The organism is Bradyrhizobium sp. 482_C4_N1_8 (assembly GCF_052075965.1).
Lineage (GTDB): Bacteria > Pseudomonadota > Alphaproteobacteria > Rhizobiales > Xanthobacteraceae > Bradyrhizobium > Bradyrhizobium barranii.
On record NZ_CP197231.1, the window covers coordinates 4,544,035 to 4,560,103 of the forward strand.

The window sequence follows — 16,069 nt, forward strand, 5'->3', positions numbered from 1 at the left end:
ATATGGTCGGGATGACGGGAGGGGGCAACAGGCGAGGTGGATATTTCTGCCCATTGCATAATCGCCAATTAGGCGATGAGACCGAGCTCGCGCGCGCTGTGGCTAACCCAAGCGACACAGGAGACCATTGGGCCTCAATTCCAGCTCGAATGCCCAAGGTTGTGGTGCGTTAATCAGGTCCTCCTCCATATTGCCCTGAGGCGAAAGCTCAGTCTTGTACATCGCCGTCGCGATGGCCAGTGGGACTCCCCCTGGATTGGGCACTGGAATTCCGGCATCAACGCTGATTGGGCCGCCATTTATTGGATCGGATGCCATCAGAGTCGTGTTCAAGCCGTCTCCTAGATCGACAGCGCAACCGTGCATGAGCGTTACCGCGAAGAGCTCAGTCAGGCGCTTTTGTTGATCGAAAGCGTTGCTTTCCTTGGGTTCGAGCACTCCGCTGCTTCTCAGGGTTGCCTTCAGATCGGTGAACAGTCGATCAGACGTAAATGCAGGCCGGACGACGAAGCTACTCGTCAATTTGTCAATATAATCCAGCTCTTCCGCGTTGAGCCGTTCCACGCTTATCGTTCCGAAGTTAGTGCGGACGATCTTTTGTTCGATCGTCTCGACTAGCTTTTTTGCCTTCGCCATCGGGAATTTTCGGAGGCGCGGCGGAGCGCGTCTGAGGGTCGCGTGCAGCCAAGGCACGAACTGGGATGGCAGTGATCTGTTCGTGATGTACGGATTGGCCCCAGGCGGGTGTCTATTGAAGAAAGACATGAAGAAGGCGATCAGAGCCCAATCGCGCACTTCCCGAGTAACTATCCCTTTGTTGCGTTCGGCCTTATGAGCGACGAAGTCGCCGATTTCCTGAACAGGTTCTCTTCCATCGCAGCGATCTCTGGCAAATAGAAAAATACGCGCCAGATCCTCCGGCACAAAGTCTCCGTTCAGGAAACGAACAACGCGCGCTCGGATTCCAGCATCAACCATTGTCGATCACCCCTGCGTTGATGCTTGTTATTTGAGCGTTCCTACCGCCTGAAGAACGACGACAGCGTCGATCCCGTCGAGGCCGTCTCCGGCTTCGCCGGTGCGGCCGGCGGCTGAGGCGCGGGGGCAGGCGCGGGCTCCTCGCGCTTCGACGAGCGTTTTGAGGAGTAGCTGCGGCGGCGCTTCTCCGGTTTGGCGGCCGGAGCGGGCGCCGGCGCAGTCTCGGCTTGCGGGACGGAGTCCTGGTTCTTGTCCGCGTTCTTCTCCTGAACCCGGTCCTGAGTCTTCTCTTGTCCCTTCTCCGATCCGCCGCGCATCGACAGCCGCTGGCCGTCGAACACGGTGGTCTCGCAATGGCGGTCGTTCTCGGCGAGGCCCGCGCAGAGCTTTGCGGCGGCGGCGGCATTGATCAGCGGGCCGGCCCCCAAGCGGAGCTGCATGCCGAGGCCGGCATTGCCTTCCTTGATCATGATGATCGGCCGCAGCGCCGCGATCTCGGGATTGGACTTGGTCAGGCCGCGCCAGAGCGCGCGCAGGCCGTCGAGCGAGTTGGCGCCGCCAAGGTCGATGGCGAAGCGCGTCTGCTGGACCGCGATTGCAGGGGCCTCGCTCTCGGCCGTCTCCGGCGGCTTGGCTGGCGCCGCGGCGACCTCGGTCGGGGCGGGCGCCTGTTCGGGCTTCTTCTCGGCGGCCTTCTCCGTCGTCTCGGGCTGCGTCAGCTTCGATGCGGCGGGATCGGGTGGCGCCATGATCGACTTGGATGGCACCAGCGGAAGCATGGGCAGTGCCGACGTTGTCAGCGGCGACTGCGATACCAGCGAGGCCATGGCGGCGTTCTGCGGCGGCGGGATCAACTGATCCTTTGCGGCCTCCTTCAGGGCGTCTTTTGTCGGCTCCTTCGCCTGGTCCTTCGCGGCTGCCGCGCGCGGCTTGTCACTTGGGGGAGCCGGCGTCGAGGCGACCGGCGCGACGGTCGGCGCCGCGGGCTGGGTGTCAGGCGCCGGCGCGTCCTGCGGCTTCGCGCTCTGCTTGGCGATGGCGCCGGTGACGGAATCCATCCCTTGCTCGAGCACGGTGACGCGCGAATAGAGCCGGTCACGATCGGTGTTCAGCGTCTCGATGGCGGAGGCGAGGCGGCGGGCCTCGTTCTGGCTCTCCTTGGTCAGCATCTGGAGCCGGTCGGCCTGGCGCGACAGATCGGCCGACGCAACCTGGTCACGGCGCCAGCCGAGCTGGGCCTGATTGGCCATCACGGCCATCACGACGGCGCCGACGGCAACCACGCCCCACGCGCCCAGCCGCCACATCGTGCTGCGGTCGACCGCGCTTTCCTCGGCCAGAAGTCCGGAGAACAGCCCGCCGGTCTCCTTGGCCCCGAAGGCGTCCGCCAGTGGGTCGGAATCCTTTGCCATGAACGTTAAGTGCCCAGCCCCGAACTGCTTCCCCGAATCAATCAGGGAACATTAACAGGAAAACCCCGTCGCACTTGAATTCCGGGCGTTTGCGGGGGTAGCAAGGCGACAGCTCATGACGGCGTCGGCCTGCCGCCGCCCGTTGATTCGGCCATGTTTGACAGGATTTCGATGACCGCCCGTTCCAGCCTCACGATCGTACTCGCCGCCGGCGAAGGCACGCGCATGCGATCGAACCTGCCGAAAGTGCTGCATCCGGTCGCCCACCAGAGCCTGCTCGCGCACGTGCTCGCCGCCACACCGAAGGGAACCGGCACCTCGCTCGCCGTCGTGATCGGCCCCGACCATCAGGCGGTCGCGGACGAGGCGAAACGCATCCGTCCCGATGCGCTCACCTTCGTGCAGGCAGAACGGCTCGGCACCGCGCATGCGGTGCTGGCGGCGCGCGAGGCGATTGCGCGGGGCGCGGACGATCTGCTGATTGCCTTCGGCGACACGCCGCTGATCTCAGCCGAGACCTTTGCGCGGCTGCGCGCGCCGCTCGCGAAGGGCGCAGCAATCGCCGCGCTCGGCTTTCGCGCCGCCGATCCCACCGGCTATGGCCGCTTCATCGTCGAGGGCGACCGTCTGGTCGCGATCCGCGAGCATGCCGATGCCAGCGCGGACGAGCGCAAGATCGATCTGTGCAATGCCGGCCTGATGGCGATCGACGGGCGCCGTGCACTCGCGATCCTCGACAAGATCGGCAATGCGAATTCGAAGGGCGAATATTATCTGACTGACGCGGTCGGCGTCGTTCGTGAACAGGGATGGGAGTCCGTCGTGATCGAGACCAGCGAGGACGAGGTGCGCGGCATCAACACCAAGGCGCAGCTCGCGGAGGCCGAAGGCGTGATGCAGGCGCGCTTGCGCAAAGCGGCGATGGAAGCAGGCGTCACGCTGATCGCGCCCGAGACCGTTTATCTGTCCGCCGATACCGTGTTCGGCAATGACGTCACCATCGAGCCGTTCGTGGTGATCGGTGCGGGCGTGTCGATCGCCGACGGCACGGTGATCCATTCCTTCTCGCATATCGTGCAGACCACGCTCGGCAAGAACGTCTCGATCGGCCCCTATGCGCGACTGCGACCCGGCACCTCGCTCGGCGACGGCGCGCGCATCGGCAATTTCGTCGAGACCAAGGCCGCGACGCTGGAGGCCGGCGTCAAGGTCAACCATCTCTCCTACATCGGAGACGCCACCATCGGCGCCAATTCCAACATCGGCGCCGGCACCATCACCTGCAACTACGACGGCTTCAAGAAGCACAAGACGATCATCGGGCAGGGTGCCTTCGTGGGCACCAACTCCTCTCTCGTCGCGCCGGTGAAGATCGGCAACGGCGCCTATATCGGCTCAGGCTCGGTGATCACGCGCGATGTGCCCGACGACGCCATGGCGCTGGAGCGCAATCAGCAGACCATCCGGGAAGGCGGCGCTGCGCGCTATCGCGAGATGAAGACCGGCGGCAAGAAGCCGGAAAAGAAGCCGGAGAACTGAGCGCCAACTGCGGTGTCCTCTCGCTTTGTGCGCGATCTGAGCAGTTTTCTGATTGACACATTCGTCACGGGGATGGGGCGACTGCTGCTGCGGGAAATGAACGAGTACGATCCGCCCGAGATTTTGGCCCTCGTCATCGGGCTAGCGTTCTGGGCGCTCCTCATTTTCCTCGTCTGGGCCGTGATGCTGGGGTGGTAGGGCGCGCCGCTATTCGTCGTCGGAGAATTCCGAGAAGATCGCGCGCGTCAGGCGCCAGCCGCGCAGCTTGGCCCGTTTCGCAGGTTCTCCGGCAGCGTGCTTGACGAAGACGGGTTTGCTTTCCTTGCCGCGCTGGGGCGGCGGCCAATGCGCAAGGTGCGTGCCAGTGGTCTCGCTGGCGTGGGCATACATCGATGACAGGCCTTTGCGGCCGGACGAGCTTTTCATGACCTTACTCCCTGGCCGGGAATCGTTGGTCAAACTTATTGACAACAAGTTAATTCGCGCGGTTTAAGGCCGGCCAATTCGACGCAGTCGAAATCGGAAGCGAACCGGCGCTGTCTCAATCCGCAATAATTATTGAGTATCTGGTTCCTTAGGAACTTCGCTAAAGACCGAGCGGATCGTTTAGGCGATTTTTCGACGATTTGGGGGATATTGATCCGCATGTGCGGGATTGTCGGCATTCTCGGGCGCACGCCGGTTGCAGAGCAATTGGTGGATTCGCTCAAACGTCTTGAATATCGCGGCTACGACTCCGCTGGCGTCGCCACGCTCGAAGGCAAGCATCTCGCGCGCCGCCGCGCCGAGGGCAAGCTGAAGAACCTGGAGAAGCGGCTGGAAGCCGAGCCGTTGAAGGGCACGACCGGCATCGGCCACACCCGCTGGGCCACCCACGGCAAGCCGACCGTCAACAATGCCCATCCGCACGCGACCGAACGCGTTGCCGTGGTCCATAACGGCATCATCGAGAATTTCCGCGAGCTGCGCGAGGAGCTCGAGAAAAAGGGCACGGTGTTCCACACCGAGACCGACACCGAGATCGTGCTGCATCTCGTGGACGATCTGCTCACGCGCGGCAACAAGCCCGTGGAAGCGGTGAAGCTGACGCTGGCGCGGCTGCGCGGCGCCTTCGCGCTCGGCTTCATCTTCGCCGGTGACGACGATCTCATGATCGGCGCCCGCAATGGCCCGCCGCTCGCGATCGGATATGGCGACGGCGAGATGTATCTCGGCTCCGACGCCATCGCGCTCGGCCCCTTCACCGACACGATCAGCTATCTCGAAGACGGCGACTGGGTCGTGCTGACGCGCAAGGGCGCCACGGTCTTCGACAAGGACGGCCACGCCGTCCAGCGCGAGAAGATCAAGCACGCCGCCTCGACCTCGCTGGTCGACAAGGCCAATTACCGCCACTTCATGGCGAAGGAAATTCACGAGCAGCCGGAAGTGGTCGGCCACACGCTGGCGCGCTATGTCGACATGGCGACCGAGCGCGTCTCGCTGCCGGTCAAGCTGCCCTTCGACTTCAAGAGCATCCAGCGCATCAACATCACCGCCTGCGGCACCGCGAGCTATGCCGGCTTCGTCGCGAAATACTGGTTCGAACGCTTTGCGCGCGTGCCGGTCGAGGTCGATGTCGCCTCCGAATTCCGCTACCGCGAGGCGCCGTTGCGCAAGGGCGATCTCGCCATCTTCATCTCGCAGTCGGGCGAGACCGCCGACACGCTGGCCGCGCTGCGTTATGCCAAGGCCGAGGGTGTGCACACGGTGGCCGTCGTCAACGTGCCGACCTCGACGATCGCGCGCGAGAGCGAGACCGTGCTGCAGACGCTGGCCGGTCCCGAGATCGGCGTCGCCTCGACCAAGGCCTTCACCTGCCAGCTCATGGTGCTGGCAAACCTAGCGATCGCGGCCGGCAAGGCCCGCGGCGAATTGTCCGACGAGGACGAGACCAAGCTCGTTCATGGCCTCGTCGAGATCCCGCGCCTGATGTCGGACGCGCTCACCACCGAGCTCCAGATCGAGAAGCTCGCGCGTGAGATCGCCAAATCGCGCGACGTGCTCTATCTCGGCCGCGGCACCAGCTTTCCGCTCGCGCTCGAAGGCGCGCTGAAGCTGAAGGAGATCTCCTATATCCATGCCGAGGGCTATGCCGCCGGCGAGCTGAAGCACGGGCCGATCGCGCTGATCGACGAGACCATGCCGGTCGTCGTCATCGCCCCCTACGACCGCGTGTTCGAAAAGACCGTCTCCAACATGCAGGAGGTTGCCGCCCGCGGCGGCAGGATCATCCTGATGACCGACGCCAAGGGCGCGGAGGAGGCGACCGTCGAGTCCCTCGTCACCATCGTCATGCCCGACATGGCGGCGGCGTTCACGCCGATGGTCTATGCCGTCCCCGTGCAACTGCTCGCCTATCATACGGCGGTCATCATGGGCACCGATGTCGACCAGCCGCGCAACCTCGCGAAATCGGTGACCGTGGAATAGGCAGAAGGGATCAGGCCGGAACGCTAGGTAGTCTTCCAAAACCTGCTAGAAGACCCTAGCTTGAGTGCAGCGACCGACCTGGAACCCGAATGACCCCCCGCGACGACGCGCCTGCGCCGCTTGATCCCATCCCGGAACCGCATACCGGCCTGATGGGCCGCTTCCGCAATTATTTTCTGACCGGCCTCGTCGTGACGGGGCCAATTGCCATCACGCTGTATCTGGTCTGGTGGTTCGTCACCTGGGTTGACGGCGTGGTGCGGCCGTTCGTGCCGCTGGCCTACCGGCCCGAAACCTATCTGCCGTATGTCGTTCCAGGTTGGGGACTGATTGTCGCATTCTTCACGCTGACGCTGGTCGGCTTCCTCGCCGCCAATCTGATCGGCCGGACGCTGGTCGATATCGGCGAGACCTTCCTCGGCCGGATTCCGGCGGTGCGCGCCATCTATCGCGGCCTGAAGCAGGTGTTCGAGACGCTGTTCTCGGGCAAGGGCTCGAGCTTCCGCAAAGTCGGCCTGGTCGAGTTTCCGTCGCCGGGAATGTGGTCGATCGTGCTGATCTCGCAGTCGCCGAACGAAGAGGTCGCGCGCAGCCTGCCGGGGCAGGAGGAGCACGTCTCCGTGTTCCTGCCGTGCTCGCCGAACCCGACCACGGGCTTCTTCTTCTACGTGCCCAAGAGCAAGATCGTCGAGGTTGACGTGAGCACCGAAGATGCCGCGACCCTGATCATGTCGGCCGGCGTTGTGCAGCCGGGCTCGGCGCCCGACCCGAAAAAGGCCGCCGCGCTCACGGGCATGGCGAACGCCGCGCGCATTGCCAACGCGTCCGCGCTCCAGCCCCAGCCTGCGAAGGTGGAGTAGGGCCATTCCCGTTTCGGATGGCCGCATTCACGCAAGCACTTTCGTCCTCTGCTAGTCTTCCGGTTGAATCGAGCACCTCGCTCGGAATTCGACCTGGAGTGCATGATGACGAAGACCATTGCGATCCTCGCGCCCGGCGCCATGGGCAGCGCCGTGGCCCGCCGCCTCGGCGAAAACGGTGCGCGCGTGCTGACGTCGTTGAAGGGGCGCAGCGAGGCGACGCAAAAGCGCGCCGCGGATGCCGGCATGATCGGCGCCGAGGACGACGCGATCGCGGAGGCCGACATCATCCTTTCGATCGTGCCGCCGGGCGAAGCCGTGGCTTTGGCCGAACGCCTGGCGGCGCTGATCGTCCGGCGCGAGAAGAAACCCATCGTCGTCGACTGCAACGCGGTCAATGTCGATACCGTTCAAAGAATCGAGGAGATCATCGGCTCGGCGCAGGCGCCGTTCGTCGATGGCGGCATCATCGGCTTCCCGCCGCAGCCCGGCAGCAAGAGCCCGGCCTTCTACCTGTCCGGCGAGTACGCTGGGGATCTCGCGGTGCTGAAGGATCTCGGGCTCGACGTGCGGATTGTCGAGGGACCCGTCGGCGCGGCCTCCGCGCTGAAGATGTCCTATGCCGGCATCGTCAAGGGCCTGGCCGGCATCGGCTCGGCCATGGTGGTCGCGGCCACGAAAGCGGGCGCGGCCGACGCGCTGCGCGACGAGCTCGCGCTGAGCCAGCCCGCGGTCCTGGCCCGGCTCGAAGTCGCGCTGCCGGACATGATCCCGAAGGCCTATCGCTGGGTCGCGGAGATGCGGGAGATCTCGGGTTTCCTCGGGCCCGACCATCCGGCGAGCCAGATCTACGAAGGCTTTGCACGCTGGTTCGAGCACCTCGCCGCGGATGCGAATGGCGAAGCGGTGGATGCGGCACTGCTGAAGGCCTTCGCAGCGCGTGTCGCGCAGAAGAAGGCCTGACCGTCCAGTCCGACGTCACGGCGATGGATCACTCGCCGTGCACTGAAACCGACTCCAGAAAACCCTGGATGTCCCGGTCGCGTCTCAGGCGCACGACCGGGACATCGGGGCCATATTGAAGGCGCTCGGCCTCGATGACGGGCACGCGCTCGGTGTCGTAGCGCCACGCCTCCTTCATCAGTTTCCAGTCGAACTGTTCCGGACATCCCTCGGGCAGATCGGGTCGCGTCGTGTCGCGATCGAACGCGGAGCGCCAGAGAATGCGCCACTGGCAGAGCCAGCGTGGGCGGTCGATGACGACCAGGGTGTCGGCACGCGCAAGCGTGAGATCGAAGGCGAGCCCCGAGAAGCTGCCGTCGATGACCCATGCGTCGCCCGCGATCTCCTCCGCGACGCGTAGACGGAAGCTGGCCTTGTCGGATGGCTTCCATCCCGGCCGCCAGTAGAGCACGTCGAGATGCACCACGGGCAGTCCAAGCTTCCGCCCGAGACTTCGGGAGAGGCTCGTCTTTCCGCTTCCCTGAGAACCGACGACGATGACCCTGCGCATGAGCGCAAGGTTTCATAAAGTCGACCGCGGCGAAAGGGTGAGTCTTCTGAAGCGGCTCTATCCACTTCGTCATTGCGAGCGCAGCGAAGCAATCCAGCCTGTCTCCGTGGGAAGATTCTGGATTGCTTCGCTGCGCTCGCAATGACGGGGAGGAGACGCCGCACGCCCCGTCTGCTATCGTTTCTGCGGAGACAGATGGATGCATCGGAGTTCGAATGAGAGTGCTGGTGATCGGCGCAGGCGCGCTTGGAGGCTATTACGGAGCTCGCCTGGTCCGAGCGGGCGGCGACGTGACCTTTCTGGTGCGAGCGAAGCGTGCCGAGCAATTGCGGCGGAATGGATTGCAGGTCGCGAGTCCGCATGGCGACTTTGCCGTACAGCCGAAGATCATCTTGGCAGACGATCTCAAGGAGACATTCGACGTCGTGCTCGTCGGGGTGAAATCCTACTCGCTCGACGATGCGATGGCCCAGTTTGCCCCGGCAGTTGGCGCCGATACGATGATCCTGCCGATCCTCAACGGGTTGAAACATATCGACACCTTGACCGCGAAGTTCGGTGCAGCGCGCGTCCTCGGCGGGTTGGCGAACGTCAGCGCCGGCCTCGATGCGGATGGTCGTGTCGTTCAGTTCATGGCCAATCAGACCATCGTCTTCGGCGAGACCAACGGGGCGCTGAGCGAGCGTGCGCTCGCGCTGGAAACATTGCTCCATGTCCCCGGCATCGACGTGCGCGCCAGCGAAGCGATCATGCAGGACATGTGGGAAAAGTTCGTCCAGCTCAGCACGCTCGCTGGCATCACTTGCCTGATGCGCGCAAGTATCGGCGACATCCTGGCGGTGCCGAACGGCGAGCAGTCCATTTTCCGGCTGTTCGCGGAATGCTGTGCCGTTGCAACGGCGTCGGGTTTTGAGCCGCGCGCTCCGTTCATCGAGTTTGACCGAAAGCTCTTCACCACCTTGGACTCGCCGCTCAAGGCCTCGATGTTGCGCGATATCGAGCGTGGTTCGGTTACCGAAGCGGAGCATATCCTGGGCGATATGGCCAATCGCGCCCGCACGCTCGGTATCGATACGCCGCTGCTGGATCTGGCCCGCGCGCATGTGGCGGCTTATGAGGTCGGACGCCGAAGAGCAGCAGGCTAACCCGCCCCGATCAGCGGGATCGCTTCGTCCCGCTCGTAGAGATACAGCAGGCACCGTAGCGCCTCGCCGCGCTCGCCCTTCAGCTTCGGATCGTCTTTGAGGATCCGCAGCGCCTCGTCTCTAGCCTGGGTGATGAGCTGGCCGTGCACCTCCGACCGCGCGATGCGGTAGCCCGGCAGGCCGCTCTGGCGCACGCCGAGCACATCGCCTTCGCCGCGCAGCTTCAAATCTTCCTCGGCGATGCGAAAACCGTCGGTGGTCTCGCGGATCACCTTCAGACGTGCCTTCGACATCTCGCCAAGCGGCTCCGAGTAGAGAAGGAGGCAGGTCGAGGCTTCCGAGCCGCGACCGATGCGGCCGCGCAACTGGTGCAGCTGGGCAAGGCCAAACCGTTCGGCGTTCTCGATCACCATGATGGTCGCGGCCGGCACGTCGACGCCGACCTCGACCACGGTGGTCGCAACCAGAAGGCCGATCTCATGGGCGGCGAACTGGCCCATCACGCGGTCCTTCTCGGTGCCCTTCATCTGGCCGTGGACGAGGCCGACGCGGTCGCCGAAACGCTTTTGCAAGCTCTCGAAGCGTTTGGTCGCATTGGTCAGGTGCTCGGTGCCTTCGGCCTCGGATTCCTCGACCAGCGGGCAGATCCAGTAGACCAGCTTGCCCGCCTCCAAGGCCCGGCCGATGCTGTCCGTGACCTCATTGAGGCGGCTCATCGATATGGTGCGGGTCTCGATCGGCTGGCGGCCGGCGGGCTTCTCGCGCAACTCGGAGATGTCCATGTCGCCGAAATAGGTTAGCACCAGCGTGCGCGGGATCGGCGTCGCACTCAGCACCAGCACATCGACGGCGGCGCCCTTCGAGGTCAGCGCGAGGCGTTCGCGCACCCCGAACCGATGCTGCTCGTCGACGACGGCCAGGGCGAGATCGTTGAAGATCACGTCGTCCTGGATCAGCGCATGGGTGCCGACGAGGAGATTGATCTCGCCGGCTTCGAGTTGTGCCAACAGCTCGCGCCGCTCCTTGCCCTTCTCGCGGCCGGTGAGGATGGCCACGCGCAGCCCTGCGCGCTCCGCGAGCGGGGCGATGGTCTTGATGTGCTGCCGCGCCAAAATTTCCGTCGGCGCCATCAGCGCGGCCTGCTTGCCGACTTCGGCGACGGCGGCGGCCGCCAGCAGCGCCACCACGGTTTTGCCCGAGCCGACATCGCCCTGAAGCAGGCGCAGCATGCGCACGGGTTGTTGCAGATCGTTCGCGATCGCGGCGGTCGCTTCTCGCTGCGACGACGTCAATGCATAGGGCAGGGCGTCGATGATCTTGTTGCGCAAGTGACCGTCGCCGGCGTTGCGGACGCCGGCCGGGCGGCGCAATTGCGCGCGGATCAGGGCCAGCGCGAGCTGGCCGGCCAAAAGCTCGTCGAAGGCGAGGCGCGACCAGTAGGGCTTTTCGGGCAGGATGTCGGTGAGCTCGACCGGCTGATGCACGCGGCTGAGCGCCTCGGTGACCGTCGGAAAACTGCAGCGGCGCATCACCTCCGGGCTGATCCATTCCGGCAGGGCGGGCAGCTTCTGCAGCGCTTGCGCGACCGCGCGTCGCAGCGAGCCGAGCGCCAGACCCGTGGTCAGCGGATAGACCGGGTCGATGCCCGAGAGCTTCGAGATCGCCTCTTCGTCGAGCACGCGGTCGGGATGCACGATCTGCGGGATGCCGTCATACATCTGCAGTGTGCCCGAGACGTAGCGCTTCTCGCCCATCGGCAGCAGCTTTTCGACATAGCCGGGCTTGGCGCGGAAGAAGGTCAGCACGACGTCGCCGGTGTCGTCGCTGGCGTAGACGAGATAGGGCGCCCGGGCGTTGCGCGGCGGAGGCGGGCGATGGCGATCGACGGTGACCTCCAGCGTCACCATGGTTCCCTGGACGGCGTCGCGGATCTTTGGCCGCGCACGGCGGTCGATGACCTGGCTCGGCAAATGCAGCAGCAGGTCAATCAGGCGCGGCGTCTCATTGCGGCTGAGCAGGTACTGCAGCAGCTTGTCCTGCTTCGGACCGACGCCGGGCAGGCTGGTCACGGGAGCAAACAGCGGATTGAGCAGGCTGGGGCGCATCAGGCGAATCTAGGATCGTTTCGGCCCGTCATGCCCGGCTTTATGCCGGGCATCCACGGCTTTTTTCGCGGCGCCCGCGCGGGCAGCGGGCCATGCCAAATCGAGGGCTGACAGGGGCGGTCCGAGTGGCTATATCACCCCGGCCCGGCACGTCCGGGCTTTCTGCGTTTGACTGGATCTGAGACATGACGGGAACGACACGATCGAGCAACGGGCTGGACGATCGCCGCAAGCGGCTTCTGTTCCGCTGCTGGCACCGCGGCACGCGCGAGATGGACCTGATCCTGGGCCGCTTCGCGGATGCCGAGATCGGCAATCTGTCCGATGACGAGCTGACCGAGCTCGAGACCCTGCTCGAGGAGTCCGATCCCGATCTCTATGCCGCCATCACCGGTGACAAGGTGCTGCCAGCTGATGTCACCGGCGCGCTGTTTGCCCGCATCAAGGCGTTCCCGATTACGGACGGCGATTTATGAAACAGGGGATGAAGTCGCCGGCCGAGCTGCTCACGCCCGGCCGCGCGCTGACGCTTGCCAATGTTGCCGAGGGCGCCGAGGGCCTCGTCATCTCCGATCTGGCCCGCGCCATCGCGGCGCGGCCGAAGAAACCGGCCGTCAGCCTCGCCGTGGTCTGCCGCGACGGTGCGCGAATGCAGCAGCTCGAGCGCGCGCTGCAATTCTTCGCGCCCGATTTGCCGGTGCTGACCTTTCCGGCCTGGGACTGCCAGCCCTATGACCGCGTCTCGCCGCATGGCGGCATCCTGGCGCAGCGCCTGACCACACTGGCGCGGCTTGCGCCGCTGACCGGCAGCGACAAGCCGCTGATCGTGCTGACCACGGTGAACGCAATCGTGCAGCGCGTCCCTGCGCGCGAACTCGTCGCCGCGCAGGCACTGTCGGTTGCGCCGGGCAATGTGGTGCCGATGGACACCATCATCGCCTGGCTCGAGCACAACGGCTACAACCGCTCCTCGACCGTGCGCGAGCCCGGCGAATATGCCGTGCGCGGCGGTATCCTGGATCTGTTTCCGGCCGGCCTCGACCAGCCGGTCCGCTTCGACTTCTTCGGCGACAGCCTGGAATCGATCCGCTCCTTCGACGCCGAGACCCAGCGCACGATGCTCGACATGCGCTCGCTCGACCTCGTGCCGATCTCGGAATTCCAGCTCGTCACCGACACCATCCGCCGCTTCCGCATGGGCTATGTCGCCGAGTTCGGCGCGCCCGAGCGCGACGACGCGCTGTACGAGGCCGTCAGCGAGGGCCGCCGCCATCCCGGCATGGAGCACTGGCTGCCGCTGTTCCAGGACCGGATGGACACGCTGTTCGACTATCTGCAAGGCGCAGCCATAGCGATCGAGCCGCAGGCCGAGGACGCCGTTCGCGAGCGTTTCAAGCAGATCCAGGATTACTACGAAGCCCGCCGCGATGCGATGGAGCATCCCGGCGGCGGTGCCATCTACAAGCCGCTGCCGCCCGACAGGCTCTATCTCACCGACGAGGAATGGACCAGGCGCGAAAGCGAGATGTCGCTGGTGCGGCTGACGCAGTTTTCGGTTCCGGCCGATGGTGCGTCGATCGTCGATGCCGGCGCGCGCAAGGGCCGCGACTTCGCACCCGAACGCAACGACGCCACCGTCAACGTGTTCGAGTCCGTCGTCGGCCACGTGATGGCGCTGCATGCCCAGCGCAAGAAGGTCGTGATCGCACTCTGGAGCGAGGGATCGCGCGACCGCATGACCTCGATGCTGCGCGACCACAAGCTGACCCATACCACCAGCGTCAACGCCTGGCGGACGGTGCAGGCGACCCCGCGCAACGAGACCATGCTCGCCGTGCTCGGCCTGGAGGCCGGGTTCGAGACCGATGAGATCGCGCTGATCAGCGAGCAGGACATCCTCGGCGACCGCCTGGTGCGGCCGCGCAAGGCCAGCCGCAAGCTCGACAATTTCATCTCGGAGGTGACGAGCCTCACCGCCGGCGACATCGTCGTCCATGCCGACCACGGCATCGGCCGCTTCATCGGCTTGCAAACCCTCGACGTCGCCGGCGCGCCGCATGACTGTCTTGAGCTGCATTACGCCGCCGACGCAAAACTGTTTCTGCCGGTCGAGAACATCGAGCTGCTGTCGCGCTACGGCTCCGACCAGACCGCGGTCGAGCTGGATCGTCTGGGCGGCAGCGGCTGGCAGACCCGCAAGGCGAAGCTCAAGAATCGCATCCGCGAGATCGCGGGCGAATTGATCAAGATCGCCGCCGCGCGCCATTTGCACGAGGCGCCAAAGCTGCCGGTGCAGCCGGGCCTCTATGACGAGTTCTGCGCGCGCTTCCCCTACGACGAGACCGAGGACCAGTTAGGGGCCATCGAATCCACGCTGAAGGACCTCGAGCTCGGCCGTCCGATGGACCGGCTGATCTGCGGCGACGTCGGCTTCGGTAAGACCGAGGTGGCCTTGCGCGCGGCCTTTGCCGTCGCGCTCGAAGGCAAGCAGGTCGCGGTCGTGGTGCCGACCACGCTGCTCGCCCGCCAGCACCACAAGACCTTCACCGACCGCTTCAAGGGCTTTCCAGTGAACGTGGCGCAGGCCTCGCGCCTGGTCCCGACCAAAGAGCTGAACCTGGTCAAGAAGGGCATTGCCGACGGCTCGGTCGACATCGTCGTCGGCACCCACGCGCTGCTCGGCAAGGCGATCAAGTTCCGCGATCTCGGCCTCGTCATCGTCGACGAGGAGCAGCATTTTGGCGTCACCCACAAGGAACGGCTGAAGGCGCTTCGCTCCGAGGTGCACGTGCTGACGCTGTCGGCGACGCCGATCCCGCGCACGCTGCAACTGGCGTTGACCGGCGTCCGCGAGCTCTCGATCATCGCATCGCCCCCGGTCGATCGCCTCGCGGTCCGCACCTTCGTTGCCCCGCACGATCCGCTAATGATCCGCGAGGCGCTGCTGCGCGAACGCTATCGCGGCGGCCAGGCGTTCTACGTGGTGCCGCGCATCGACGACCTCGCCGAGGTCAAGGACTTCCTCGACAAGAACGTGCCGGAGATGAAGGTCGCGGTCGCGCACGGCCAGATGCCGCCCGCGGTGATCGAGGACATCATGACCGCCTTCTACGACGGCAAGTTCGACATCCTGCTGTCGACCACCATCGTGGAATCCGGCCTCGACATTCCCAACGCCAACACCCTGATCGTGCACCGGGCCGACATGTTCGGCCTGGCGCAGCTGTATCAGCTCCGCGGCCGCGTCGGCCGCTCCAAGCTGCGAGCCTATGCGCTGTTCACGCTGCCGGCGCAGCAGAAGATCACCGCGCAGGCCGAGCGCCGGCTCACCGTGTTGCAATCGCTGGAGACGCTGGGCGCGGGCTTCCAGCTCGCTTCGCACGATCTCGACATCCGCGGCGCCGGCAACCTGCTCGGCGAGGAGCAGTCCGGCCACATCAAGGAGGTCGGCTTCGAGCTCTACCAGTCGATGCTGGAGGAGGCGATCGTCAATCTCAAGGCCGGCGTGTCCGAGCCTGCCGCCGACCGCTGGTCGCCCTCGATCACCATCGGCATGCCCGTGCTCATTCCGGAAGACTATGTCGGCGACCTCTCGGTACGGCTGTCGCTGTACCGGCGGCTCGCCGATCTCGACACTGAGGAGGAGATCGAGAACTTTGGCGCCGAGATGCGCGACCGTTTCGGCGTGTTACCGGACGAGGTGCGCTATCTGTTCAAGGTCGCCGCGATCAAGGCGTTCTGCCGCACGGCCAATGTCGGGAAGATCGACGCCGGCCCGAAGGGTGCCGTCATCGCCTTCCGCGATAATTCGTTCGCCCATCCCGACCGCCTGGTGTCGTTCATCCGCAGCTACGGCCAGGCCGCCAAGGTGCGGCCCGACATGAAGGTGGTGTTCCTGCAAGACTGGGAGACGCCGGAAGAGCGGCTCGCCGGCACCACGGAGATCATGCGCCAGCTGGCACAGCTCGCGCAGAGCAAGAAGGCGGCGTAATTGTTCCGAGCGCCACCGAGCGGTACTTGGATACAAAACAGCGGCATATGGCCA

General features: G+C 65.0%; 13 protein-coding genes. 8 read left to right on the plus strand and 5 right to left on the minus strand.

Going from position 1 to position 16,069, the window contains the following annotated elements; translation table 11 throughout:
* Window positions 1-102: 102 nt before the first annotated feature.
* Both AB7Z56_RS21740 and AB7Z56_RS21745 read right to left on the minus strand, forming a co-directional pair.
* Window positions 103-978 (minus strand): hypothetical protein, encoded by an 876-nt coding sequence (locus tag AB7Z56_RS21740; protein WP_063983206.1) that lies wholly within the window; start codon window positions 976-978, stop codon window positions 103-105.
* Window positions 979-1,019: 41 nt separating this feature from the next.
* Window positions 1,020-2,390 carry a hypothetical protein gene (locus tag AB7Z56_RS21745; protein WP_063983207.1) on the minus strand — a complete coding sequence of 457 codons (1,371 nt, stop codon included), beginning with the start codon at window positions 2,388-2,390 and terminating at the stop codon, window positions 1,020-1,022.
* 171 nt (window positions 2,391-2,561) lie between these two features.
* Between AB7Z56_RS21745 and glmU the strand changes: the two genes are divergently transcribed.
* Together glmU and AB7Z56_RS21755 are read left to right on the plus strand one after the other, a co-directional pair.
* On the plus strand, window positions 2,562-3,929 hold the full coding sequence (glmU, locus tag AB7Z56_RS21750) for a bifunctional UDP-N-acetylglucosamine diphosphorylase/glucosamine-1-phosphate N-acetyltransferase GlmU (protein ID WP_063983208.1): 1,368 nt from the start codon (window positions 2,562-2,564) through the stop codon (window positions 3,927-3,929).
* Window positions 3,930-3,941: 12 nt separating this feature from the next.
* Window positions 3,942-4,127 (plus strand): hypothetical protein, encoded by a 186-nt coding sequence (locus tag AB7Z56_RS21755; protein WP_187387697.1) that lies wholly within the window; start codon window positions 3,942-3,944, stop codon window positions 4,125-4,127.
* Between the two features lie 9 nt (window positions 4,128-4,136).
* Here the strand turns inward: AB7Z56_RS21755 and AB7Z56_RS21760 are convergent, their stop codons facing one another.
* Complete coding sequence (locus AB7Z56_RS21760; RefSeq protein WP_441256410.1) at window positions 4,137-4,355, minus strand: hypothetical protein; 219 nt, start codon at window positions 4,353-4,355, stop codon at window positions 4,137-4,139.
* Between the two features lie 219 nt (window positions 4,356-4,574).
* Between AB7Z56_RS21760 and glmS the strand changes: the two genes are divergently transcribed.
* The 3 genes from glmS (at window position 4,575) to AB7Z56_RS21775 (ending at window position 8,224) form a co-directional block, all read left to right on the plus strand.
* A complete protein-coding gene (gene glmS, locus AB7Z56_RS21765) occupies window positions 4,575-6,401 on the plus strand; it encodes a glutamine--fructose-6-phosphate transaminase (isomerizing) (RefSeq protein WP_063983209.1) in 1,827 nt (608 codons plus the stop codon).
* A gap of 89 nt (window positions 6,402-6,490) precedes the next feature.
* Window positions 6,491-7,261, plus strand: coding sequence for a DUF502 domain-containing protein (locus tag AB7Z56_RS21770; RefSeq protein ID WP_354123776.1), 771 nt, complete (start codon window positions 6,491-6,493; stop codon window positions 7,259-7,261).
* A 105-nt stretch (window positions 7,262-7,366) separates the two neighbouring features.
* Window positions 7,367-8,224 (plus strand): NAD(P)-dependent oxidoreductase, encoded by an 858-nt coding sequence (locus AB7Z56_RS21775; RefSeq protein WP_354123777.1) that lies wholly within the window; start codon window positions 7,367-7,369, stop codon window positions 8,222-8,224.
* Window positions 8,225-8,252: 28 nt separating this feature from the next.
* On the opposite strand, the gene AB7Z56_RS21780 is transcribed toward AB7Z56_RS21775, so the two are convergent.
* Window positions 8,253-8,774, minus strand: coding sequence for an AAA family ATPase (locus tag AB7Z56_RS21780; protein ID WP_085404732.1), 522 nt, complete (start codon window positions 8,772-8,774; stop codon window positions 8,253-8,255).
* Between the two features lie 215 nt (window positions 8,775-8,989).
* Here AB7Z56_RS21780 and panE point away from each other — a divergent pair, with 215 nt between their 5' ends.
* Window positions 8,990-9,919, plus strand: a complete 930-nt coding sequence (gene panE / locus AB7Z56_RS21785) for a 2-dehydropantoate 2-reductase (RefSeq protein ID WP_354123825.1) — start codon at window positions 8,990-8,992, stop codon at window positions 9,917-9,919.
* Here panE and recG read toward each other — a convergent pair.
* Window positions 9,916-12,024: an ATP-dependent DNA helicase RecG gene (gene recG / locus AB7Z56_RS21790; RefSeq protein ID WP_135213676.1), complete on the minus strand. Its 2,109-nt coding sequence runs from the start codon at window positions 12,022-12,024 to the stop codon at window positions 9,916-9,918. The two genes, panE and recG, sit on opposite strands and share 4 nt — an antisense overlap.
* 185 nt (window positions 12,025-12,209) lie before the next feature.
* On the opposite strand from recG, the gene AB7Z56_RS21795 reads away from it, so the two are divergent.
* Window positions 12,210-12,500, plus strand: a complete 291-nt coding sequence (locus AB7Z56_RS21795) for an FAD assembly factor SdhE (protein WP_028147879.1) — start codon at window positions 12,210-12,212, stop codon at window positions 12,498-12,500.
* Window positions 12,497-16,015, plus strand: coding sequence for a transcription-repair coupling factor (gene mfd / locus AB7Z56_RS21800; protein WP_166096624.1), 3,519 nt, complete (start codon window positions 12,497-12,499; stop codon window positions 16,013-16,015). The genes AB7Z56_RS21795 and mfd overlap by 4 nt, the downstream gene beginning before the upstream one ends.
* The last annotated feature ends 54 nt before the right edge of the window (window positions 16,016-16,069 follow it).